This window comes from Microcystis sp. LE19-41.2A, assembly GCF_027530405.1.
GTDB lineage: Bacteria > Cyanobacteriota > Cyanobacteriia > Cyanobacteriales > Microcystaceae > Microcystis > Microcystis aeruginosa.
Genome location: NZ_JAPZQJ010000637.1, coordinates 1 through 24,440, shown reverse-complemented (window position 1 = coordinate 24,440; position 24,440 = coordinate 1). Strand labels below are relative to the sequence as shown.

The 24,440-nt window shown below is 40.9% G+C and carries 17 protein-coding genes and 2 pseudogenes; 9 read left to right on the top strand and 10 right to left on the bottom strand.

Features of this window, described 5'->3' with window-relative positions; genetic code table 11:
- The 5 genes and pseudogenes from O9290_RS26255 to O9290_RS26235 all read left to right on the top strand — a co-directional run.
- Positions 1-852 (top strand): annotated as a pseudogene (locus O9290_RS26255) (tail fiber protein); the annotation flags it as partial.
- Positions 853-1,129: 277 nt separating this feature from the next.
- The gene (locus O9290_RS26250; protein WP_288057682.1) at positions 1,130-2,293 is read left to right on the top strand and encodes a ComEC/Rec2 family competence protein; all 1,164 of its coding nucleotides are present in this window, start codon (positions 1,130-1,132) and stop codon (positions 2,291-2,293) included.
- Between the two features lie 59 nt (positions 2,294-2,352).
- On the top strand, positions 2,353-2,805 hold the full coding sequence (locus O9290_RS26245) for a hypothetical protein (protein WP_288057679.1): 453 nt from the start codon (positions 2,353-2,355) through the stop codon (positions 2,803-2,805).
- Positions 2,806-2,850: 45 nt separating this feature from the next.
- On the top strand, positions 2,851-6,843 hold the full coding sequence (locus O9290_RS26240) for a DUF6603 domain-containing protein (protein WP_288057676.1): 3,993 nt from the start codon (positions 2,851-2,853) through the stop codon (positions 6,841-6,843).
- 21 nt (positions 6,844-6,864) lie between these two features.
- A complete protein-coding gene (locus tag O9290_RS26235) occupies positions 6,865-8,787 on the top strand; it encodes a hypothetical protein (RefSeq protein WP_288057673.1) in 1,923 nt (640 codons plus the stop codon).
- A 552-nt stretch (positions 8,788-9,339) separates the two neighbouring features.
- On the opposite strand, the gene O9290_RS26230 is transcribed toward O9290_RS26235, so the two are convergent.
- The 3 genes from O9290_RS26230 to accA form a co-directional block, all read right to left on the bottom strand.
- A complete protein-coding gene (locus O9290_RS26230; RefSeq protein ID WP_071825056.1) occupies positions 9,340-9,618 on the bottom strand; it encodes a HepT-like ribonuclease domain-containing protein in 279 nt (92 codons plus the stop codon).
- Positions 9,608-9,898: a nucleotidyltransferase family protein gene (locus O9290_RS26225; RefSeq protein WP_002736589.1), complete on the bottom strand. Its 291-nt coding sequence runs from the start codon at positions 9,896-9,898 to the stop codon at positions 9,608-9,610. The genes O9290_RS26230 and O9290_RS26225 overlap by 11 nt, the downstream gene beginning before the upstream one ends.
- Before the next feature lie 130 nt (positions 9,899-10,028).
- Complete coding sequence (accA, locus tag O9290_RS26220; protein WP_002760280.1) at positions 10,029-11,018, bottom strand: acetyl-CoA carboxylase carboxyl transferase subunit alpha; 990 nt, start codon at positions 11,016-11,018, stop codon at positions 10,029-10,031.
- A 361-nt stretch (positions 11,019-11,379) separates the two neighbouring features.
- On the opposite strand from accA, the gene O9290_RS26215 reads away from it, so the two are divergent.
- On the top strand, positions 11,380-12,327 hold the full coding sequence (locus O9290_RS26215; RefSeq protein WP_002760277.1) for a fused MFS/spermidine synthase: 948 nt from the start codon (positions 11,380-11,382) through the stop codon (positions 12,325-12,327).
- Positions 12,328-12,396: 69 nt separating this feature from the next.
- Here the strand turns inward: O9290_RS26215 and recJ are convergent, their stop codons facing one another.
- From recJ to O9290_RS26195, 4 genes are all read right to left on the bottom strand, one after another.
- Positions 12,397-14,679: a single-stranded-DNA-specific exonuclease RecJ gene (gene recJ, locus O9290_RS26210; protein WP_288057718.1), complete on the bottom strand. Its 2,283-nt coding sequence runs from the start codon at positions 14,677-14,679 to the stop codon at positions 12,397-12,399.
- Positions 14,680-14,961: 282 nt separating this feature from the next.
- The gene (locus O9290_RS26205) at positions 14,962-15,216 is read right to left on the bottom strand and encodes a MoaD/ThiS family protein (RefSeq protein WP_004163207.1); all 255 of its coding nucleotides are present in this window, start codon (positions 15,214-15,216) and stop codon (positions 14,962-14,964) included.
- A gap of 19 nt (positions 15,217-15,235) precedes the next feature.
- A complete protein-coding gene (gene sbcC, locus O9290_RS26200) occupies positions 15,236-18,259 on the bottom strand; it encodes an exonuclease subunit SbcC (protein ID WP_288026728.1) in 3,024 nt (1,007 codons plus the stop codon).
- 186 nt (positions 18,260-18,445) lie between these two features.
- On the bottom strand, positions 18,446-18,673 hold the full coding sequence (locus O9290_RS26195) for a DUF2281 domain-containing protein (RefSeq protein ID WP_002760273.1): 228 nt from the start codon (positions 18,671-18,673) through the stop codon (positions 18,446-18,448).
- 210 nt (positions 18,674-18,883) lie between these two features.
- Here O9290_RS26195 and O9290_RS26190 point away from each other — a divergent pair, with 210 nt between their 5' ends.
- Entirely contained in the window at positions 18,884-19,222 is a 339-nt protein-coding gene (locus O9290_RS26190) for a rhodanese-like domain-containing protein (RefSeq protein ID WP_002760272.1), read from the top strand.
- A gap of 143 nt (positions 19,223-19,365) precedes the next feature.
- On the top strand, positions 19,366-20,442 hold the full coding sequence (gene hrcA / locus O9290_RS26185) for a heat-inducible transcriptional repressor HrcA (protein WP_002760271.1): 1,077 nt from the start codon (positions 19,366-19,368) through the stop codon (positions 20,440-20,442).
- Here hrcA and O9290_RS26180 read toward each other — a convergent pair.
- Entirely contained in the window at positions 20,429-20,722 is a 294-nt protein-coding gene (locus tag O9290_RS26180; RefSeq protein ID WP_072927475.1) for a hypothetical protein, read from the bottom strand. The genes hrcA and O9290_RS26180 overlap by 14 nt on opposite strands.
- Positions 20,723-21,016: 294 nt before the next feature.
- Between O9290_RS26180 and O9290_RS26175 the strand changes: the two genes are divergently transcribed.
- Positions 21,017-21,412, top strand: coding sequence for a helix-turn-helix domain-containing protein (locus O9290_RS26175; protein ID WP_002760269.1), 396 nt, complete (start codon positions 21,017-21,019; stop codon positions 21,410-21,412).
- A gap of 131 nt (positions 21,413-21,543) precedes the next feature.
- On the opposite strand, the pseudogene O9290_RS26170 reads toward O9290_RS26175, so the two are convergent.
- Both O9290_RS26170 and O9290_RS26165 read right to left on the bottom strand, forming a co-directional pair.
- Positions 21,544-23,679, bottom strand: a pseudogene (locus O9290_RS26170) (type ISP restriction/modification enzyme); the annotation flags it as partial.
- A 9-nt stretch (positions 23,680-23,688) separates the two neighbouring features.
- Positions 23,689-24,440 (bottom strand): RNA-guided endonuclease TnpB family protein (locus tag O9290_RS26165; protein ID WP_288087698.1); only part of this gene is annotated, 752 nt, incomplete at its 5' end.

The window sequence follows — 24,440 nt, the reverse complement described above, 5'->3', positions numbered from 1 at the left end:
CCCTTACACAGAAAGACATTGCTTCGATTTTGGCCAATTGTTTTCTATCTAGAACGAGCTAATCAATTGAGTCTCTTGCCCTATAAGGATTTAGTCGATTTATGCCCCCTGATCGAATCATACCAAGTAACGAAGAACCATGTTTATAAAAATCACGATTTTTGGAATTATTGGGCAAATTGGATTAATGATCAAAACAATGTTGCTAATGGTGATGTTGTTGCAGTAGCCAGCTATGATGCTATAAGGAATGCTCCTAGAGGTGAAGCTGCAGAAACTTTATTGACCTCCATTAATGCTCTCAGGGCTTTTGACGCAGAAAAAGGTGATTTCCGTTCTCCCTATGTTCTCTTATTTGTCAAAGGACGAGCGGGAGCAATGGAAGTCTGTCAACCCCATAAAGGGCCTAATGCTCATCTTAAAACAACTTACTATGAACTGTTGAATTGTGGAAATACTTCAGTCGTTTTAAGGGGAATGATTATAATGTGGGCTGGGGATGTCAATCAAATTCCTGTTGGTTGGGCTTTATGTGATGGCCAGAATGGTACACCCGATTTGCGAGATCGGTTTATAGTAGGTGCAGGGAATAACTATAAGCAAGGAAGTACAGGAGGAGTAGACACCGTTCAATTAACCATATCTCAGATGCCTGCTCATAATCATGAAAACGAAGAATATAAATATTTGGTAGCCAAATGGCCACTGGGGTGGAATGCTGCAACTAGCCTTGACAATAGGCAGGACAGAATAGACGCAGCTAGCGGTCAACCAATAAAAACAGTGGGAGGAAATGAAGCTCATGAAAATCGTCCTCCCTATTATGCTCTTTCCTACATCATCAAGCTTTAAAATATTGCTTTGTGAGTTCTAAAGATTAAACTAAAATATGGAAAGTATGCGTATGAAACAACAACTTTAAAAACGTCTCTAAGAACTCAAATAAGAGTTTGAATCGGGTCAAACCGACTAAAAACCGGTGAGCGAGTAAAATTGCTCTGGGTAGAAACTCTTAAACAACAATAACAAGGAAAATTAAAAGCGATCGCCTCCCATCCCACTCCCAATTCTCTGAGGAATTTCTTATGATACAGACTTATCCTATTTCTAAAACTATGGAGGAAAAATTATGTGTGGAAACAAACGAAAAAGACAGAATGACGGAGACAGACCTGATCAAAAAAGACCACGAACCCGCAGTCAAACCAAACCACAACGGGATGCAGAACAGGCGGCTAATCTAGAAGCGGATCGAAAACATGCAGAGGAACTACGCTTGCGTCGGGAAGAAGCCTTAAAAAAACAACCAGCGACTCCGGCAGGAAATCGCGGAGATGGCAGTTTACACATATCATTCCTGCAAATGGGACAAGGAGATTGTTGTCTGATTGCCACCCCGAAAGGGCGTGTCATTATGATTGACTGTGGTTCTGATTCTAAGGATAGTGAAGACAATGCGGTTTATACAAAACGGATTAAGGATTCGATTTACACCGAAAAATTCTTAAAAAATCAGAATGAAATTGATATTTTAATTCTGACCCATCCTGATACGGATCACTACGACAAAGCCAAAGAGGTTCTTAAGGATAACGTAATCATTCATAATGTCTACCACAGTGCTAAATTTCCCGACTACAGTGCCGGACAAACCAGCACTTGGATTTCTTCTCGAACGACCGATCCCAGTTTTATCAAAGCAGTTACCCATAATTTATTGACCTTTGGCTTTATTCGGATTAATGACAAGGACGTGCTAAATGCCGATGAAACCAACACAGTCGATCGCCTAGATGGGAAGGGAGGCATTCGTATTGTTGATGAAGAGAACTGTAAAATTGCAATCCTGGCCAGTAATGTTGATCAATTGTACGTCAACGACAACAGCAACACGACCAATCGAGGAAGTGTCGTAACCTTGATCGAAATCTTTGATCAAAAACTGTTAATTTGTGGAGATGCGACCCGCAGTACAGAACATTATCTCCTCAAAAATCATGGCGATCGCTTGGCTAATCTGTGTGTTCTGCAAGCTCCCCATCATGGTAGCAATAATACATCATCCTCGCAAGAGTTTGTCGATAAGACGAAGCCTATCAACGTCGTCATGAGTGCTGGTAAAAAAGTTGATAAAGACCATCTGCCCAGTGAAGATACCATTGTCCGCTATGAAAATTGTCAAGCATTAAGTAAACGGTCTGAAGTCCCTGAACATGAAATTTTTTATTGGGAAAAAGGGAGTATGGGTTCTTATAGTAACACCAGTAAATTTACCAACGTGCGGTCTATATAACCGGTTCTAACGGCACGTTTACACGGACATTTGAAAAACCTTCCACCTAGGCAATTACGATGGATTTCAGTCAACTTAAAACCCATATTATTATCACAAACAATCGGCTGGAACTGGCTATTAACGATCTGGCTTCTAGCGATCTTAGTCAATTATTTGTTCCTTATCTGAGGAATGGTAAGCTCATCATTGAGAACATTACTCAGCAGGCCGCAACGGACACAGAAATTACTGTCGTTGGCACAGGATCACAACCTCCCTTCGCCGGAATGCAGGTTACGGCGGTCTTTAGTATTCAAGCGGCTAATCCTGCCATCGTTGTTACGGCTACGGCTGATAACAATTGGACTTTAGCTCAAGAATATCCTTCATTACAACATACCTTAGTCGAATCGATTCATTACAATACTCCTACCTTAATTTTGAGTTCCTATGACGTATCAGCACAGATAAAAAGGGGCATGACATTCCATGCTACTCTCCATAACAATTCAATCTTTGGCATTTTGTAATTACTCTTTCCCAAGGTCGAGCATCGTCTGTATGGCGAGATCACCATGACACCAAGTATACCGGAAGTTAGTGCTGACATTGAACCCGTCCCCAATATGTTTATCGAGGGACCCGATGGCATTACCACCGACTTAACCTTATTTCAATTGACCGATATTCGGTACGAACTCTGCATTGATCCTCGCTTTAACTATGACAAAGTTGAATGGGATAATATTGTTTATCTTGCCTTTAGTGCGAATGTTCCGTTTCAAGCACAAGGAACCCAACACTCAATTTTTCTCTCAGCGCAACTATTTAACCCTCAATCTGATGTTCGTTTGAGTGCCGATCTCAGTGATCTGGGTAACGTTGCCTTAGAAGAATTAGGATCTCTGGTGAACCATACCGGATTGACAACTCCCTTCGATTTCAACATTAAACAATTAGTGCGGTTTGCCAATTTAGACATAGTGATCAATCCCACCGGCAGTCCCAAGATTCGCTATGTCAACCTAAAATTAGAAACTCAAGAAAGCTGGACAATTGTTGAAGATTTACTAACCCTAGAGGCGATCGATGTCTCTTTCCGAGTAGATGACCCCTTGGGAGGACGCAACCTTTCGGGATCGGTTTCTGGTTTAGTGGGAATTGGAGAGTCAGGAACGCTGGAGTTGAGTGCGTTCTTTGGCAATAACTTTTCAGAGACTTCCATCGGTGGAGGTTTGCGTCGAGGAGATCCTCCCCTCAATATCCGTGAGGTCTATGAACACTTTACCAAGAAAACCAATCCCCACCTACCTGACTTGGTAGTGACAGCCTTTGACTTCTTTATGGAGTTGCCCACCAAACAGCGATCGGCAACCTATCAGGGGGAGTTAATTCTCGATGGAGAATGGGTCATTCTTGAAGAGAGTCCCCAACTGCTTCTGTACGATATTCAGTTTTCTCTTGCCCATCCCGATGCCCAAAGAACTCATTTTACAGCCCGTGTCAGCTTTTTGATTGAGCAGGTGTTAATTGGACTGACAGCCCAATATCAGGACGAACAGAAGGGCTGGGAATTTTCAGGAGAAACGGGTACAGGACAGATTATACCAATTGGCCACTTAATTTCTACCTTGGGACAACACTTTGGCCAGGTGGTCTTGCCTAATGCGATCGCTGATTTAACTATTGAGAATTTGGCAACATCATTTAATACTGGAGCAAAAGATTTTACCTTTACCTGTGAGTCTCAATTTCCTATTGATCATCAAAATATAGATATTACGGTCAATATTAATATTCTCCGACAATTAGATCTTTCCTATAAAAAACACTTTGATGGGCATATCACCATTGGTAGCTTAAAATTTGCCCTCATTTTCGATACTGACCAAACCTCTACCAAATTCCTCGCTGCTTACCATGATGACCAGACGGTAAAAGTTAAAGACCTAATTGGTTATATTGATTCTCAGTTAAAAGAGGATATACCAGAAGGACTAGAAATAAGCCTAAAAGATGCCTTATTTGCCTATTCTAAACAACCAACCTCAACTAATTTTCTCTTTGGTTTAAATATTGATGGTGGCATTAACCTCTCTAACCTACCCCTAGTGGGTCAAGAATTTCCGAAAGAGCAAACCATCGGAGTCGATGACTTACAATTCCTAATCGCCAATAAAGATTTTACCTCTTCAGAAATCACCACCTTTAACAACCTGATCGAACAAGGCACTAAAATACCCATAAAAGACAGTACAGCGAACGCCTACGGCGCTGCGGAGCAGATCGCACTTCCTAAAGGCTTAAATGTAGCCGCCAAAATGCAATTTGGTAGCCAAACTAACATCCTCGCCTTGCCAATTTCTTCCTCTACTCCTCAAACCCCTACCCCAAGTCAGCCGACTGTTATTCCCTCTACCACCACCCCCCCCTCTGATAACGCCACTTGGTTTAAAATCCAAAAAAGCTTTGGTCCCGTTCATTTTGAAAGAGTAGGAGTACAGTACAAAGACGCAGCCATCGGCTTCTTATTAGATGCTAGTCTTAACCTAGCCGGACTTTCCCTCTCCCTCGATGGACTTGCCGTTAACTCCCCCCTCAATCAATTTGACCCCAAATTTGACCTTAAAGGCATCGGCATCGACTACAAAGGCAGCGACACCCTAGAAATAGGAGGCGCATTCCTCAGAACTACCCGAAACGGCATAGACGAATACAACGGGGCCGCCGTTATCAAATTTAACGTCAAAGCCAAAACCCTCAACCTTTCCGCCATAGGGTCCTATGCTTATTTTCAAGGGCATCCCTCCCTCTTTATCTACGCCATTCTTGACTACCCCATCGGTGGCCCCTCCTTCTTCTTCGTCACCGGGTTAGCCGCCGGCTTTGGCTATAACCGCGCCCTCAAAGTCCCCACCATTGACCAAATTGCCACCTTCCCCCTCGTCGCCGAAGCCGTTAACCCTCCTCCTGCTGCTGGCTCTAATTTAGACAAAGCCGCCCGACTCACAGGAGAACTAACCAAACTCCGAGACTACATCCCCCCCGAAACTGGGCAAATATTCCTCGCCATCGGCATTAAATTCACCTCTTTTAAACTAATTGACTCTTTTCTCCTGCTTACCGTCGCTTTTGGTAATCGTTTTGAACTTAATCTCCTTGGTTTAGCCACCCTCATCGCCCCCCCAAATGTAGGCGCAGGAGTCCCCCCAGTTGCCGAGGTACAACTAGCCCTCAAAGCCAGTTTTCTGCCCGCCGAAGGATTTATCGGCGTTATTGCCCAACTTACTCCTAACTCTTATATCCTTTCTCAAGCTTGTCATCTCACCGGAGGATTTGCCTTTTATGGCTGGTTTGCCCCTAACGTCCATGAGGGAGATTTTGTCCTCACTTTAGGGGGTTATCATCCCCTCTTTAAAGTCCCAGACCATTATCCGAAAGTACCTCGCCTCATCTTAAATTGGCAGGTCAACAGCGAACTTTACATCAAAGCAGATGCTTATTTTGCCTTGACTCCTTCCGCTATCATGGCTGGGGGACACCTCCAAGCTACTTGGAATAGTGGTCCTCTGAGTGCTTGGTTCAACGCCGGGGCAGATTTTCTCATGTCTTGGAAACCCTATCACTACGATATTTCTATCTATGTTGATATGGGAGTGTCCTATACTTTTCACTTTTTTGGAACCCATCATATTACCGTTCAATTAGGGGCAGATTTATACATCTGGGGACCCGAATTTACAGGTATTGCCCATATTCATCTTTGGATTATTTCTTTTGATGTGCGCTTTGGTAGCAGTGCCTCGCAAGCACCCACAGCCATTGACTGGAATGAGTTTAAAACCTCTTTTCTCCCTGCTGCTGATGCTATTTGTAGTATTACTGTTCAAGAGGGTTTAGTCAGAAAAGTTAATCAAGATGATAAAACAGATTTAGGGATCATTAATCCTAAAGATTTCTGCTTAGTCACTAATTCAGTCATTCCTGCTAAGAAAGCTGTCTATACTAAAGATATAACTCTTCAAGACGATCAAATCCAAATCGCGGAAAGTAATACCCAATTTGGCATCAGTCCAATGGAAGTCAAATCGGAGCAATTAACCTCAGATTTAACGATTAGTATAACTAGAGATGGCAAGTCTCTAAGTTCAGAAGAATTTGACAAAGATTTTACTTGTATTCCCCTATTTAAAAAAGTTCCCATCGCACTTTGGGGCGAATCTTTAACCCCTAGTTTGAATGGTAATCAATTTATTGAAAATACCCTATCTGGATTAGAAATTAAACCTAAAAAACAACCAGAACCAGGAGCAACTCAAGCCATTAATCGCCGTGAATTACAATTTAGCACTACTCAAATTAATAATGCTTGTCATTGGCAGACAATTGGCACTTTTCATGAGGAAACTACTAAAGACATTAGTAGCACTATTATAGATAATGCAGTCAACAACACCAGAGAAAATTTACTAAAAGCACTCAATTTAAACAGTGAAGAAATTGATCTCAGTGCAACAATTGCCAACAATTTATTAGGTTCACCTAAAATTGGAGTTTTAGTTAATTAATTATTATTAAAGGAGTCAAAAATGCCAGAAACTACCACAAATGAACCCACTAAAATTGAATTTATTCAGTATCATCAACCAGCTTTAAAAGATGGTGACTATGAAATTACTGTTACACAAACCATAGAAAGTGGAGCAAAAATACCTAGAACTACTTTTACAACAGATATTACAACAAACCAGAAAACTAAACCTATTCGTTTTACTGTATCAGGAGAACGCTTTGAATTAAAACCTACAGACATCCACGCTGTATTTCCCCCTGATGGTAGCTTAGGGGAACATTCCAATGTTTTACCCCATATTATCCTAAACCGTAGTACCTTACCTTGGGAACGTCAATCTGTTAGTAATAATAATAATAATAATACTTGGTTAGCTTTATTATTATTTGAAGAAACGGAAGCACCAGAAACTCAAATTATTACCCTAAAAACCTTAAAAGATATTAATAGTTATCCCGCTAAATTTCCCAATCTTACCCTAGAAAGTGGACAACATGAAGACGATAAAGTAATAATTATTGATGTCAAAAAAGAGTTATTAGAAAAAATTTTACCCACTAAAGAAGACTTAACTTATCTTGCTCATGTTCGTCAAGGAACAGATGAGCAAGGAAAATTAATCGGCGATGAATTAGCCGTTATTATTTGTAATAGACTTCCTCAAAAAAGTGGCAGAAGTATCGTCCATCTGGTTTCTTTAGAAGGACGTTATAATAATAACGGTTTTGATTTTCAGGGAGCAGGAGATAATGATAAGATTCGTTTAGTTAGCCTAAAAAGTTGGAGTTTTTCTTGTATTGATGAAAAGCAAAGTTTTAAAGGACTTTTGACCCATCTTAACCGAGAACCTAGTACCCTAAGATTGCCACAAGTTAATAATACTGAAGCGGAAAAATATCTATCTATGGGTTATGTTCCCTTACCCCATTTTTTACGACAAGGAGGGAAAACCTTCTCTTGGTATCATAGCCCTTTAATCACAGGAAACAACCCTAACAATAACATCACCTTACCCATTCGTACCGCAGATGAATTAATCATCTATAATCCTGATAATGGTATGTTTGATGTTTCATACTCTGCTGCTTGGGAATTAGGAAGATTACTCGCTTTACAGAGTAAAAATTTATCCGTTAGTCTCTATAATTGGAAACGCACTCATAGACAAAATATACAAAATATCGAAACCCATTTACCCGTTTACAATCAACCTAATACAGAACTTCCTGAGAGTATTTATAATTGGTTTGAAGATTTAAGTCTTCTTAAAGGTGTACCCTTTAATTATCTCGTTCCCGATGAACTTATGTTACCTGTAGAATCAATTCGTTTCTTCTATCTTGATTCCCTTTGGATAGAATGCTTATTAGATGGAGCATTTAGTATTGGTCGAGTAACTACATCAGATCATAAACATGATCAAGAAAATAAAACAAATCTTGCTGTTAACAATTACCCCATAGTAACTGGTTTCTTACTCCGTTCAGATGTGGTGTCAGGTTGGCCGGGTTTACTGGTTGATGGTTATAATGAAGTTGTTAATAATGATCAACCTGTTGATGAAGACAAGAAGATTGAATTACTACGGATGGAACGTCTTTCTGCTAATGTTTTAATTTGTTTATTTAAGGGAGAAATCAAAACAGTAGATATTCACCAAAAACCAGAAACCTTACATTTCGGACTAGACTGGGATGATAAGACTAAAAAGTTTTACAAAAAATTGAAAAACCTAGAAGGTCAGTCAATTGACAAAAAGGTTGTTAATATTCCTTGGAAAGATTCAGAAAAAAGAGTTATAGAAAAAAGAGTTATAGATATCAATTCACTTACTGACAGGATTAAAGAACAAGTGGACAATAGTAGCTCATTTACCTCTGCACAATTGGCTTTAGAGATGATTGAAGGGGTAGAAAAAGTGAGATTTATTGGTTCTTAAAAAGATATTATAGCAATTCCCATAGTTGTGAGGTACAGAGTCTTAGGTTTTGAGGAGTCAGGAGTCAGGAGTTAAGATTTTGGTGTACCTCATGAGATTGGGAAACGCTATATCTCCAAATGTTGATTATTATTGGCGGAACGATAACTTGTGATAGACAAACTGGATTTATTTGATCAGCTAAAGCGCAACCCTTTGGGTTCGCCTCTGGAAAGTGCCAGGGTTTTGAGTCCCTCGGAGCGATTTCTCCACGTTTGTTTCTGGCACTTTTTGGGCTAAAAAAGTGCCAAAACCGTTTTCTAGCAAGGGTTACACTGATATTCAGCAGACCCTATATAGGGTCTGCTGAAAAAGTTTTTCCTGGGGGTAGGAGTCAGTAGCCGGTCGTCAGGAGCCGGTCGTTTCAGGCTTTGTTGCCCTTGTTTTTTGTACCAAGCAATGTACTACAAGAAGGATAATGCAAGGTTTTTGAAAGTCCCAATCCTATTTTCTTGCACTAACATCGGACTTTAACAGGTCAAAAGCTTTATTTTAAAAGGGTTTTACCATTATTCAGCAAGCCCTACTTAAATTAACTTGAAAATATTCGTGAGTTGCAACATTTCTCATTCCTGCCATTAAACGCCAAGGAATAAGAGGATAGCGAGACTGAATTTCCTTCGGTACATTTCTAGTTGCTTCTCCGATAATAATAAAATCATAGAGAACCGCTTTGATATTTGTTTGATTCTTGGCAAATTCCTCAAACGTCATTGCCTTTGTTTGCTGTTCAATTTCACTGATAGATTCTAAAATGTCTTGAAGGCGAAGTCGCCAATCTCTAGAAGGCATTGATCAGATCCTCAAGCACAGGTTCCCGTAAATGTTCTCTTAAGGCATCCTGAGTTCCTAAATCCACAGAGCATCCCAGAATATCTTCTAAATAATACTGTACTTGCAGAAGTTGAAAAAAACCACCTTGTCGATCGAATTCTACTAACAAATCTACATCACTATCGGCATCAGCTTCATCCCTGGCCACTGAACCAAATAAAGACAAAGATTTTACCCCTAGTTTTTGTAACTGTTCTCGGTGTGCCTCTAGAATTGCCAGCACCTCGTCCCGTTTCATCTGGTGTGTCTTTGAACCTGCCATCAATATTATAGCTTTGTCGGTGCAACCCTTAAACTGAAGCTGAAATCTTCCAAATCTACAAAACAAACTAATCACTGAAAACTCACATCTGATCACTGATCGCTGATTAAGCTGTGGCTTCTAAAAATACGCCTAAATTGCGGAATTTTTGATAACGAGATTCGCGCCGTTGTTGGGGAGTTAACAAAGATAAAGCCTCTAAATTTTCACTAATAGCGGCTTTTAAATTGGCTGCCGCTCTAATCGGATCAGCATGGGCCCCTCTGGAGGGTTCAGGAACGATCTGATCGATAATATTTAACTCTTTTAAATCTTTTGAGGTAATTTTGAGGGCAACTGCTGCTTTATCGGATTTTTTGGCATCTTTCCAGAGAATGGCGGCACAAGCTTCGGGAGTCGCCACGGTATAGACAGAATGCTCTAACATTAATAGGCGATCGCCGACACCAATGCCCAAAGCGCCGCCCGAACCACCTTCGCCAATAACAGTACAAATGATCGGCACATCTAAACGGAACATCTCCCGGAGGTTATAGGCGATCGCTTCTCCTTGACCTAATTTTTCCGCTTCCACCCCCGCCCAGGCGCCGGGGGTATCAATAAAGGTTAAAATTGGCTGATTAAACTGATGGGCGTGTTCCATTAAACGCATGGCTTTACGATAACCCCCGGGGGCAGCCATGCCGAAATTTCTAGCCACATTATCCTTAGTATCCCGGCCTTTTTGATGCCCGATAATCACCACGGGACGACCGTTAAAACGGGCAACACCACCCACAAGAGCGGGATCGTCGTAACCACCGCGATCACCGTGTAACTCGAACCATTCATCGGTGATTGCTTGAATATAGTCTAGGGTACTGGGGCGCCGGGGATGACGGGCTAATTGTAGCCTTTGGGAAGGGGTGAGATTGCTAAAAATTTCACGACGTAATTGATTAGCTCGTTCGTCTAGTTGACTAATTTGTTCCGAGACATCTACGCTATTTTCTTGGGCTAATTCTTTAATCTGTTCGATGCGGGATTCTAATTCGTAGAGGGGTTTCTCAAAATCTAGGAGAAAAATCTTTTTCTCGGTAGTCTCGTTTTTAGTCATAGGTTAGTGGCTAGAAGTTTACTTGGAGCTAAGTAGGTAAGCGTTAAAAATTATCAAATACCCCCCTTGTCAAGGGGGGATTAAGGGAGGATTAAGGGGGGATCGGCACCCCCCTTATCAAGGGAGATCCCCCCGCCTATCGGCACCCCCCTTATCAAGGGGGGCAGGGGGGATCAGAGGCAAAATCTATCTTCAATTTAATTATAACTACTTACTTAATCTTTTCTAGCTTAACGTTTTTCAGCGATCGATTATCGGCAGCTTCGGGATTACCCGGAGATAATTCCAGGTTATCGATCGAATTTTGTCAATTGTTGTATAATGATAGATCGTGCCTTTTTCACCCCAAGGAGGATTAGTTATGGCAGGAAGTGAACTAAAAGCGGATCTATGGGTTAACGAATATATTACCCCCTGGGACATTTATAGTCATGGGGTTTCGCGGATTTTAGCCTACAAAAAAACCGCTTTTCAGGAGATGTATATTGTTGAGTCGGGGGCCTATGGAAAAGCCTTGGTACTGGATGGGAAATGGCAATCTTGTACGGGGGATGAATTTATTTATCATGAAGCATTAGTGCAACCGGCAATGATTGCCCACCAAGAAGCAAAAACTGCTTTAATTCTGGGAGGTGGTGAAGGTGCGACAACGCGGGAGTTATTGCGTTGGAAAACAATCGAAAAAGTGATGATGATCGATATCGATGGGGATGTGGTAGAAGCTTGTAAGGAACATCTTCCCGAAATGCACCAAGGCACTTTTGATGATCCTCGTTTTGAGTTAGTTGTGGCCGATGCTTTAGAAGTTTTAGACACCACTAACGATCAATGGGATATTATTATCTCCGATCTGGTTGATCCCATCGAAGAGGGTCCTTCTTTCCCCCTATTCACGAAAGAATACTTTGAAAAACTACAAAGAGTTTTGGCCGAAAATGGCATTGTGGTTGTCCAATCTGGCCCGGTTTCTCCTCCTTCGGTGATGTATCATGCGCGTTTGGTGAATACTTTAAAAGCAGTTTTTCCCTACGTTCATTCCTATTGCGCTCCCACTCCTAGTTATGGTTCCCCTTGGGGTTTTACTCTCTGTGCTAATCATCCTTTAAATACTCGTCCCGATCCGGACGTGGTAGATGAATTAATCAGCGATACAACTACGGGAGGATTACGTTTAATTGATGGCATGAGTTTACTAGGAATGTTACAAACTCCTCTCTATATTCGTCAAGCAATCGCACAAAATACGGAAGTTTATACCCTGGCAAAACCCCCGAAATTCTTCGGTCAAGGAGTAATCAGTAATCAGTAATCAGTAATCAGTAATCAGTTATCAGTAATCAGTTATCAGTTATCAGCTATCAGTAAATAAGGGTTATAACTAGAAATCGATCGAGTCTTCATGATTAAGAATTGCTTGCAGTATTTCTAGGGGAACAGTAGCAAAGTATTGCTGGAGAAAGTTTTCTAGGGCCACCGCTTCTAGAAATTGTTCAATCTTATTAATTTTTGCCTCATGATTGACTAATTCAAAGGATAAATTTTCTTGATTTTTCTTGACTTTAAAGCCATTTTCTGATAGGGAAATTAATCCTAATTCTAGGGTATGATAACTGAGGTTTAAGCGGTTTTGTAATTGTTGACAGGAAATGCTGGTTTTAGTTCTAGCTAAATATTTCCCGATCCCGACAAGGTTTATCCATGGGGTGTGAGCGGATTTTTTCAAAGAACTAGCATAGGCAAGAACTAACTTTTTATCCCGTAAAATTGCCTGTTGATATTCCCTGGAAAGTTTTGTCCAATCCCGGGGACATTCCCAGAGAAAAAGGGGATTTAATTGGCTAACTTCTTGACTAATTTCTCGATGGCGATTGTCGATTAAAAAATCTTTTTTATTGCTATAGGTTAGGGATTCTTGTTGATAGGGATGCAAGGCAATTAAGCGCACTTCATAGCGATTTTTGTAGGTATTAAAATCTAATTCGACTACGGCATCATAACGGGTATCGGCAGCAATTTCGTCTTTGTGATGACCCCACCACATACCGGGGAATCCCTGCTCGATTGAACTATCCCAGATCTCAAAAGTTGTCCGGGGATAAGCGATTTTTCTGCCTTTGAAATCCTCAAGATTTTTATGCCAAAGATTGTGAAAATAACAATTTTGAATTAATAGCTTCGGTGTCGGATTACCCATCCCGCATGGTTCCAGTAATTTTAATTCTCTAAATAGACTTTTTCCCAATTGGGAAACCGTCACCACCGCAGCCACTTCTATCTCGGAAGAAAGGGAAGTTAAATCAATTCCTGTGCGTCGCAACTGTTGATTAATCCCCTCAATAAATAGGGGTAAATTTTCTAGAGTTAAACTTAAACCTGCGGCCAAAGGATGACCACCAAAACGATGTAAAAGATGGGATTGAGAGGATACTAATTGATAAAGATCGATCTCGCGAATTGACCTAGCGGAACCCTTAGCAAAAGGTGGTTCACTGGTACTTAATAAAATTGTCGGTCGCTGGTATTCTTGGGCAATTTGTCCCGCAACTAATCCTAAAATTCCCGCCGGCCATTGGGGATCATCTAAAATAATTACATTAGTGGTGGAAAGATCAATTCTCTCTAGTTTTTTCTGAACTTGTTTCATAATATCCCGTTGGATTTCTTGGCGACGAATATTGGCTAATTCCGCTTGTTCAGCTAATTCGTGACAACGCTTTTCATCTTCACTGGTGAGTAATTCCACACAAAATCTAGCATCGCCATAAATGCGACTGACGGCATTAATTCGCGGTCCAATACCGAAGGATATATCCATCGGTCTATCTCCGGTTTTGTTACATAAATCGAGTAATTTTTTAACTCCTAAACGCTGAGTATTTTGGAGCTTTTGCATACCTTTTTGGGCTAAATAACGACATTCTCCCGTCAATTTGACTAAATCGGCAATTAAACCAATCGCAACTAAATCGAGTAAATTTTCTAGGGGTTTTCTGGGAATATCTGCCAGGGTTAAATACATCGCTTCCACTAATTTATAAGCAACGGCAACCCCAGAAAGATGATAGAAAGGATGGGTTTCCACAAAGTAGCGGGGATTAATCAGGGCAATCACCTCGGGGCGCTCGTCGGGTAGGGTATGATGATCGGTGATGATAATATCGATACCTAGACTGTTTGCATAGTCAATTTCGGCGATATTCGTGCTTCCCGTGTCACAGGTGACGATTAAACTGGTTCCTTGATGCGCTAGTTTCTCGATACCAGGACAATTGAGGCCGTGGGATTCTTTTTGGCGATCGGGTATGTAATAATCTAACTGTTGATAGGGTGGGAAAAACTGTCCCAATCCTTCCCAGAGTACACTGGTAGCGGTGACACCATCGGCATCGAAATCCCCCCAAATACTCACTTTTTCCCCGTTATTTAGGGCTTTTTCCAGTCTTTTGACGGCGAAGTTCATTTCTTGCCCAAAATCAAAGGGAGTTTTTGACTGATAAGCTTTCTCATCCAGAAACGTCCCCAGAGTCGCCCCATCCCGGATACCGCGATGCCATAATATTTGTGCCACGACGCTGCCATCCGACTCTGGGGTGTAGTCTTGGACTATTTTTAAAAACTCTTGGGGAAGCTCTACCGATGGGGGAATTTGCCAGTTAGACACGGGATATCAAGGAAAAAGTAATAAGGAAAAAGGTGACAGTTTTTGTGATTTTCCCTATCTCCATTTAGGGCTTGCTGAATAAATGTGAAATGTAGGCAAGGTAAGGGTTTTGTGGCTTTTCTCGCGAAACAGGTGCAAGATTTTGAGAGAATCGTGCTTCAAAACCTTGCGTCTTCATCAGCCCGCGTCCTGTAGGGGCGAAGCATTCGGACAATAACCTATCGGTGAAACCGTAGATTTTCTATCCGAATGCTTCGCCCGTACTTTTTCAGCAAACCCCATTTAGCCACCACTAACGGGGGGAATTAAAACTATCTCATCGCCATTTTTGAGGATTTTCTCTCCCGAAACAAACTGAAGATTAACTCCAAAACGAGTAACATCGCGCCATCTTTCTAATTGAGGATAGGGGGCTATAATATAGTTTAACACTTCTGTAACGGAAGTGTGGGCAGGAAATTCGAGGTTTAATTGTGAAGTTTGATAGACTTCTTGATAAATAGCAAATAGTTTTACTGTGATCGTAATCTTTTCCATCTTTACATCAATATTTTTCCTAGGATAATAACATTAATTGAGAACCCTGTTCGGTTTTGCGGACTTCGATGCGATGTTGAAAAGCTTCTTTAAATTGGGGCATATGAGTTACAGTCAAAATACAGGCAAAATCAGCGGATATAGCGTTAATTGCCGCAATTAAGCGATCGCATCCTTCCGCATCCTGAGTTCCGAATCCTTCGTCAACAATGAGCATTTGTAGGGCTGTTCCGGCTCTTTGTGCCAATAATCTCGCTAAAGCTAATCGAATCGAGAAATTAATCCGAAAAGCTTCTCCTCCTGAATAGGTTTCGTAGGGACGGGATCCCCGGGTATCACCAATAATAATATCTAAAGTATCGATTAACTTTTGTTGCTGTTTCTTAGTACCTTTACCGCTTTTTTGGGTTAAAAACTGCACATGAAATTGATTACCAGTTAAGCGAGCTAAGATATGATTAGTTTGGGCTTCTAACTCAGGTAAAATATTCTCAATCATCAGAGTTTGTAAACCATTTTTACCGAAAGCTATGGCTAACTCTTTATAAACTGTATATTGTTTTTTCACTTTAGCTAAATCGCTCTCTTTTTCTATCAGTTGTTTACCTAAAGTTTCTAGTTGATGTAATTTCTCCTCAACCCGACCTTTTTGGGAGAGCAATCCATCAATTATCTGTCTTCGCTGTTGAATATTGGTCGATAATGCGGCTATTTCTTGGCGATAGTCAGTCAAAGTACCAATCTTTTGACTAATATTTGCTAACTCCTGATTCAGCTTCTGGCGATCCTGATTTCGCAGCTGTAATCTTTGCTCAATCTCAGCGATTTTAGCGGCTATTTCCGGATAATTTTTTTCTGCTTGTTGCCAGTCTTGATACTGTAATCTTACCCCCTGTAATTGTCGGATCAGATTTTGAATATTCTGATGTTCACTGCGATCATAATTTAAGTTTTGAATAAACTTTTCTAAGCGTTCAACTTCCTGTTTAAGTGGGGAGTTTTGACCTAGTTCTTGCTTCTCTTGTTCTAGTCTAGCTAATTGATTAATTAAATTAGGTTTCTCGGCCTTGATATTAGCTAAACGACGGTTTGCTTGCTTAAGTTCTGATTCTTGAATTTCTGCCCAACGCCATCTTTTTTCTTCTCCTCTGACTAAAGCATGACTTTGTTCATCATAGTTTAAAAAGGCGATTTCTTGATTGACAATTTGTAATTCTTGCTGTAATTCTAGGGCATAATTGCCACTGCTTAAAAGTGCTTCTAACTCCACAAGTATCTCCTCGGTTTTCTCTAGTTCTATTTCCTTTTCTTCAATAGTTTCTAACTTGACTTCCAACTGCACATATTTTTGTTGTAGATTCGATCTTGCTGGCAATTCTTGTTTAATTTGGGCTAATTCCTCCCCTAAACGTTTTAAATCTCGATCGCAGTCTGCCATCCTTTCCTGTAGGGACCAGATTTGCTCTTGAATTTGTTCTTGATGTTGATGGGTTTTCCTGATTACTTGATGACGGTGATGACTGTCTAAATTCTGTTCACACAGAGGACAAACCGAATCGGGAATATTTAATTTTTCCAATTTATCAGTTAACTCTAAAAGTTGTTCTTCATATCTTTTCTGTTGATCCAATAAACTTTTTTTATCCACTTGTTTAAGAGTTTCCTTTTCTTCAACTCGTTCACAATAGGTTTGTTTTTTATCCAGTTCCTTAATCCGTTTGGCTAAATTGAGAGCTTCCTCTCTTAGTAGAGGAATACGAGCGATTTCTGTCTCTAATTGTTGCCGATTTCTTTGCAGTTGTTCCCAACGAGCATTGATCTTAGCTTTTTCCCGTTCCAACTGCATATTTAAATCAGCTTTTCGGCTATTTAAAGGAGCATATTTTAAAGCTAATCTATCCAATTCCTGAAGACGTTGACGATGATAATTTAATTTCTCTAATCCTGCTTGAATATCCCCCGCTTGCTCGATAATTTTTTGAGTTTCTTGTTCCTGTCTTCCCAATTCTTCTAAACGAGCGCTCGTTTGTTGGATGGGAAGGGTAAATTCGTTAATTTTTTGCTGTAATTTCTGTTCTAATTGTTGTTTATCATACTGGGCCTGTTGCCAAGCTTGTAATTGACTTGACAAACTTGCCTCTTTCTGGTCTAAATTGATTAGGCGCTCGTGTGCAGTAATAATGTCATTTTTGCGATGAAGAATAGTCCTAATTTGATTTAATTGATTGTCTAGACTAACTTTTTCCCGGTCTAATCTCTCGATTTCTGCTAATAAAGCTCGCTCCTGTTCTCTTTGCCACTGCAGCTGTTTTTCCCAATTCTGACGCTGATTTTCTTCCCCCTGTAGTTGCTGTAAACGCCGATTATTTACCTCTTGTTCTTGATTAATTTGGTTAATTTGGGTGCTTAACTCTTGCAGCTGTTGCTGATAAGAATTTTTCTCCTGAAGACGGAGTTTGATAGTTTCTACTTGCTGCTCGATCTGGAGGGACTGTCCATCAAATTGTTTCGATATATCCTTGGCTTTATTTGCTAAAATTTCATAGCGATCGAGTTGTAATAATTCTGCTAAAATCTGTTTACGACCACTGGGAGGCTGTTTCATAAACTCGTCCGCTTGTCCCTGTCGTAAATAAGCAGAATTAATGAAAGTTTTATGGTCTATTTTCAGATAAGTATTAATCTGTGCTTGGGTATCTTTAATACTTTTACCCGATAAAGGACGAAAACTCTGATCATTAATCACCTGAAAATCTAAACCAGAAGCTTTCCCTCCCCGGTGACGACTACGGATAATTTTATAGATTTCTCCCCCATAACTAAACTCGAAATCTACCCGCGCATAATCGCTGCCCGCATGAATCACATCATCAGCAATCGAGGTGCGACTTTCTCCCCAAATTGCCCAAGTAATTGCTTCGAGTAAAGAGGATTTTCCCGCACCATTGGCACCACAAATACAGGCAGTATGTAATCCGCGAAAATCTAGCACTGCCTCGCGATAACTGAGAAAATTTTTTAGGGTTAATTGTAGGGGAATCATAAGCGAGGGAGGGGGGAAGTGGGGAAGTGGGGAAGTGGGGAGATGGGGAGATGGGGAGATGGGGAGGTGGGGAAGTGGGGAGGTGGGGAAGTGGGGAAGTGGGGAGAATGCAGTACAAGGCATAATTAGCGGAAATTCTGTCACTCAGCCTCAGTAAAATATTGGTATCAAATAGATATTTAGCCATTAGTCATAGATAGTTTCACGCCCTAAGGCTTCATCGGGTAATCCGGGGGTATCCTTGGGTTGACTTTCCAGAAATTTTAGCCAATCTTCTGCTTTTTCGTGGGAGGTCATCTCTGCAATTTTTGGCGAAGTTCTCTGAGTTAGAAATTGGCTGAAGTTTAAGACTTCTTGTTGTTTTTCTAAAGGAAGTTTTCGCAAGTTTTCGATAACGGCTTGTTCAATATTCATCGAAATTCAGCTTGTCGATTAATCGGCGTACTAAAAAGCATCAATGTCTTCAATACCTGCCCGTTCCCCATTATATCACCCCCCCCGCTCTGGCACTGACCAAATCCCCCCACTTGGCTGCGATATTATTCCTACGCAAGTACCTAACCGCTCAGGGTCCCTCGATTTGCTACTCTAAAGGAAAGATAACCGATTCTTAAGACCAAATCTATGAGCATTCCCGAAATTAGCGTCCATGAACTCGCTCTCCGTTTAGCCGATCATGATCCTAATTTACAACTTATTGATGTGCGCGAACCGGAGGAAGTTGCCATGGCATCTGTAGCCAATTTTACCATTTTACCCTTGAGTCAATACCAAGAATGGTCGCCCACTATTGCCAGCCAATTCAACCCCCAAGCGGAAACCCTGGTTATCTGTCACCATGGCATGAGATCCCTGCAAATGTGCCAATGGCTACAAAGTCAGGGTTTTACTAATGTTAAAAATATTAACGGCGGCATCGATGCTTATTCCCTCCTCGTCGATCCTAATATTCCCCGTTACTAATTTTGATCGCCTCCATCGGGAAAAGAGAGGGGTAAACTATCCCCTTTCTCCCCACGGAGGACTGACTACTGATAACTGATAACTGATTAAGCGTTATACTGTCTAAAAAAATGTTATAAATCTTTTGTTAAGATTATTCCCCTATGTCCGCTAGAACCCATCTCAGCGATCGCTATCAACATATCTTAAAGGCCACAATCCAACATTATATCGCCACGGCCGAACCGGTTGGCTCGAAAACTCTGCTGGAGGAGTACAAATTTACTGTTAGTTCCGCCACGATTCGCAATGCTCTCGGTAAACTAGAAAAAGAAGGTTTACTCTATCAACCCCACACTTCCTCCGGACGCATTCCCTCCGATTGGGGTTATCGTCTCTACGTCGATGAGTTAATGACTCCCGATGACCGTATCGGCGAAAAAATCGGCTATTATCTGCATCAAAATGCTAAATCTCCCGCTTGGAGTCTCGAAAGTCTGCTGCAACGGGCCACCCAACTTTTAGCCGGTTTAAGCGGTTATATCGCTATCGTTACCCTCCCCCACACCCTCACCAATACCCTGCGTCATCTGCAATTAGTCCCCGTCTCGGACCGGCAGATTATGTTAATTATTGTTACAGATAGTTTACAAACACGCTCGGTTATGATAGAGATTCCTGAGTCTATGGCAACGGACAAGGAGGATGGATTAGCAGAAGAATTACAAATCCTCTCTAATTTTCTCGGGGAAAAATTAAAAGGTTATTGCTTGGCAGATTTAATTAACCTCGATTGGCGGCAAATCGAGCGAGAATTTGCCCGTTATACCCATTTTCTCCAACAATTAAGCCAAGAAATCGGCGCTAGTCTCCAATCCACTGCCACCCCGGAGATTATCGTCCATGGTGTCGCTGAAGTCATTCGACAGCCAGAATTCGCCCAATGGCAACAAGTACAAATGTTACTGCATCTATTGGAAGCAGAACAGGATCGCCTTTTACCCCTGATTTTACAAAGACCAGAACCGGAAAAATCAGCTAAAAAAGTCAAAATCACCATTGGTTCCGAAAATCCTCTGGAATCCATGCGCCCTTGTACTCTTATCTCCGCTTTTTATAAACAGGGAGATACTCCCGTCGGTAGTGTTGGCATTATCGGACCGACGCGAATGTTATACGAAAATACTATTCCCCTGGTGGAATCCACCGCTAACTATCTCAGCGAGGCTATAAGTAAGTAGATATCCCCCGCAAAGGTTCGGGAATAGGAGAATCGACAGTAAACTCTAAAATTGTCTCACCATCCCCCAAATAGCCAGAATTGGCAAAACAGAGCAACATCCGCACCAGCGCCACCCACACCTCCGCATCGAACTCCCAATCCTGTCCCCGACGCGCTCCACAGGCGATCGATTTTAGCGCCCAAAAATAACTATTTCTCACCACTGAACCGCCTTTTTTGTAAACCGGCACATCCTCATGGTGAATATAAAGAATATCATCTTTAGCGATCGCTCTCATCGGTGGCTAGGAAGGTTGCGGGAATTTTCAGTTGACTGTCCTAGATAATAACATCTTTAGCGATCGCTTGGGTCGCGCCAGAAAACCCACTAAGCTAAGACGCATCTTAACCGCCTATCCTTAGATTAGCTGAATCTCCCCTTGCCCCCCGATGTGGGTGGTAGGGTTGATTCATGAATCAACCCTACCTTGAATCAACCCTAGTAGTTGAGCGGTAGGGTTGCCTCGTCTCAATTTTCTTTCTTTCTCACAAATATGAAGTATAATGTCATCGATAGCTAAACCGCACAAAAAATGAAATCCTATCCAGTAGAGTTCCGTCAGAAAATCCTCGACTGTTATTATAACGAACCCATCTCTCAAAGACAATTAGCGAAAAGATTCTGCGTAACCCTAAGTTTCGTACAAAAGCTTTTGAAACAATATCGAGACACGGGAGATGTTCGACCGAAGACTTATCGATGTGGACGTCATTTAAAACTCACGCCAGAACAAATGATCGTCCTCGGTACGTTAATTGAGGAAAATAATGACGCAACTCTTGCTCAACTATCGAAACTATTCCTAGAAAGAACTGGTATAGTGTTAAGTGTGGCGACAGTGGCAAGAATAGCCGAACGCTTGGGAATAACCCGCAAAAAAAACTATACAACCACCCGCAAAAGAGACAGAAAGAGTACAAAAACTTAGACAAGAATAGAAAGTATAAAGTTCGGGATGTAGGCGTTAACGGAGGCAGGGGGCAGGAGGCCGTGAGATCAGTCGAACGTTCAGCCGAACGGGTGTAGAATCTAGAATAAGATTTCCCAGAAGCAATCTTTTTAATGTCTCATCGCTTCTATTATTTTCATGGTTTCGACGCTGACAGTGCAGACTCGTTGTAATAAGTCAATTACTGTTTCTTTATAATCGGCAAAGCGATAGTTATTAAATCTTTCGGCGATGGTTTGATCTTTGGGTTTCTTTTCCTTATATTGATCTAATATCCATTCTAAGGCTGAACGATTACCGAGTTTATATTCCCAGGCAATTTTGGGAATATCTTGTAGGAAAGTGATATCGTCGAGGTTGATGGAATTTTTTTCTCGGTCAGCTTTTAGTTTAGGTTTCGGTTTGAGATTATTATTAGTATCAATGCGGGTTAGTGGGTAGGGTGCGACGGTTTCATAGTTGATGTGTAATTCCATTAGTTTGCTTCCCCATTCTACCCATTGAGAGAAGTTATCATAAAAGGGAAGTCGCGGAAATTCTCGCTTAAGGTTTAATTCGTATTTACTGCGATATTCCGGGTAGTGGAGGACTGCATAAGTGTAGTGGAAGATATCGAGTTTGGTGATGGTTTTATCGTTGTAATGTTTTTGGAATTGCTGCAATCCCCAATCGGTGATATTGTCGATGCGGTTTCCTTCTTTCTCATAGTAGTAGAGGGGGAGACATTGAGAGTCACCCGTAAAATGTAAATCAATTATTGAGCTGCTAGATAGACAATGAAAAGGCTTTGAATTTCCTAACGTAACAAAGGCTATATATTTTTGTTTTAAATCTCCTTCCTCAAAAATTTTAAACCATTGGAAAGTCCGAAAATTAAAATGCTTGTCAAAGTAGAAAAATTGTTTTGTATAAGGTCGATATAGACTTCTGACTATTTTCTGAGGCTCAAATTTTTTCAATACTCTTTCGATAAGATATTGTGTTAACTCTGAATCCCATTTAATAGTCATCCTCTCTGCATAATTTTCATCTTTTAAGGTTCGCTCATAAACCATAATAAAATACTTTATTTTTTGTTGAAGTGCATTCTGAGAAACATCATAAACCCAAGCATCTCTATGAGTGTCAATTCCTAAGGAAAACAACTTAAACACAGCTTTCTCAGACTTGCCACTTTTTACCTCCTTATCAATCAAGGGTAGCAGTTGATCAAAGTCATTATCTGATTGATTGAGCCAATTATACTTTTTATCTGGGATGATATGCTCGAAGCAAACATTACTAAATTTATTACTCTGTAAATAAGACAATTTAACTTCTCGCAACTCATGAACATGAAAAGGATTAGCATAGAAAATTTTATTTCCAGTTGCTTGACTGTCTTTAACTAAAAACAGGATAGCAATACCAGTCATTGCAGCAGTACCAAAAATTGTATGTTTTTCACAGATAAAAATCCCATCTTTCCCTGATATTTTCCTGACATTACCACCTAAATCTATAAAATAAGCGCAAGTAAATTCTTCTTCAATACATTTTCTAAACCCATCAAAAGAACGAGCATCTAAAAAGGAAGAATTACAGATAAACGCTATTATACCATCTTTATTTAATCGATCAGAAGCCCAACGAATAAAACGAGTGTACATATCATAGACGACAATTTGATTCTGTGCCTTACCTTCTTTGACATAACTATATTTAATGCACTTGTCAATCGCTTCATAACTTCGATTTGCATTACCTTGATTAAAATTCTCCTGCCTGGCATTATAAGGAGGATTACCAATAATTACAGAAATATTGCGGTCATTTTGATTATGAATCCGTTGGGTATTCTCCGCCGACATGGCAAACAAATCCATCTGCTTGATATTAGAAGCAGCATGGTCCAGGGTATCCACAAAACAGATATGCTCAAACTCTTCATACTCACCCATCTTCTGCTTGTAGGTGAACTCAATATTCAAATTAGCGATATAATAAGGCAGAATTGCCACCTCGTTACAGTGCATCTCATGCTTATACTTGTACCGTAACTTATCCTTCGGTAAATACTCAATCAACTCCGTTATAAAAGTTCCTGTCCCCGTCGCCGGATCTAAAATTTCTACTCCTGGATCCGCCAACAACTTACCAAAATGCTTGTGGACTAAATAATCGACACTTTCAATCATAAAACGGACAATTTCATTGGGTGTATAGACAATTCCCAACCGGTCCGCCGCTTTCGGATTGTATGCTTTTTGACATCCTCACCGCCGGGGCCGGACGGTGATGACCGGCAGATCAAACAAACTTAATTGAACGACCGACCGCTGGGTTGACGCTTCACGGGATGCTGCTTCTTTAACAGAAGTCTTACGCTTTCCTCCACGTCCGTTTTTTGAGGTCTCCGATTGCCCACCGGCGACCTTGATATTAATTGCGGCGTTCACGTCTCGATCATGAAAAGTCCCACAGAAAAGACATTCCCACTCACGGATATTTAACGCTTTTTTCCCGCCGATATTCCCACAACAGGAACATCGCTGAGACGTTGGCTCCCATCGGGAAATTATCCGAAAATTACGCCCATATTTATCAGATTTTGCCGATAGCATATCTCGGAAAGAACGCCATCCTAAGTCTGATATGGCACGGGATAACTTACGATTTTTAACCATTCCCGATGTGTTTAAATCCTCTAAAATTATCGTTTGATTTTCACGAACAACTCTAGTGGATAGTTTCTGCAAGAAATCAGTACGAGTGTCCTTAATCTTTGCGTGGATTTTAGCTACTCGTTTCCTAGCTTTTTCCCGTCGGTTACTTCCTTTCTGTTTTCTAGAAAGGTTTTTCTGTGCTTTTCTTAGCCGTTTTAATTGTTTCTTTAACGGTTTCGGTGCGTCTATCTTTTCCCCTGTTGAGAGGGTAGCAAAGGTAGCAATCCCTAGATCAATTCCCACTGACTCCCCATTATTAGGAAGTGTTTCGGGCTGAATCTCGACAACAAAGCTGAGAAAAT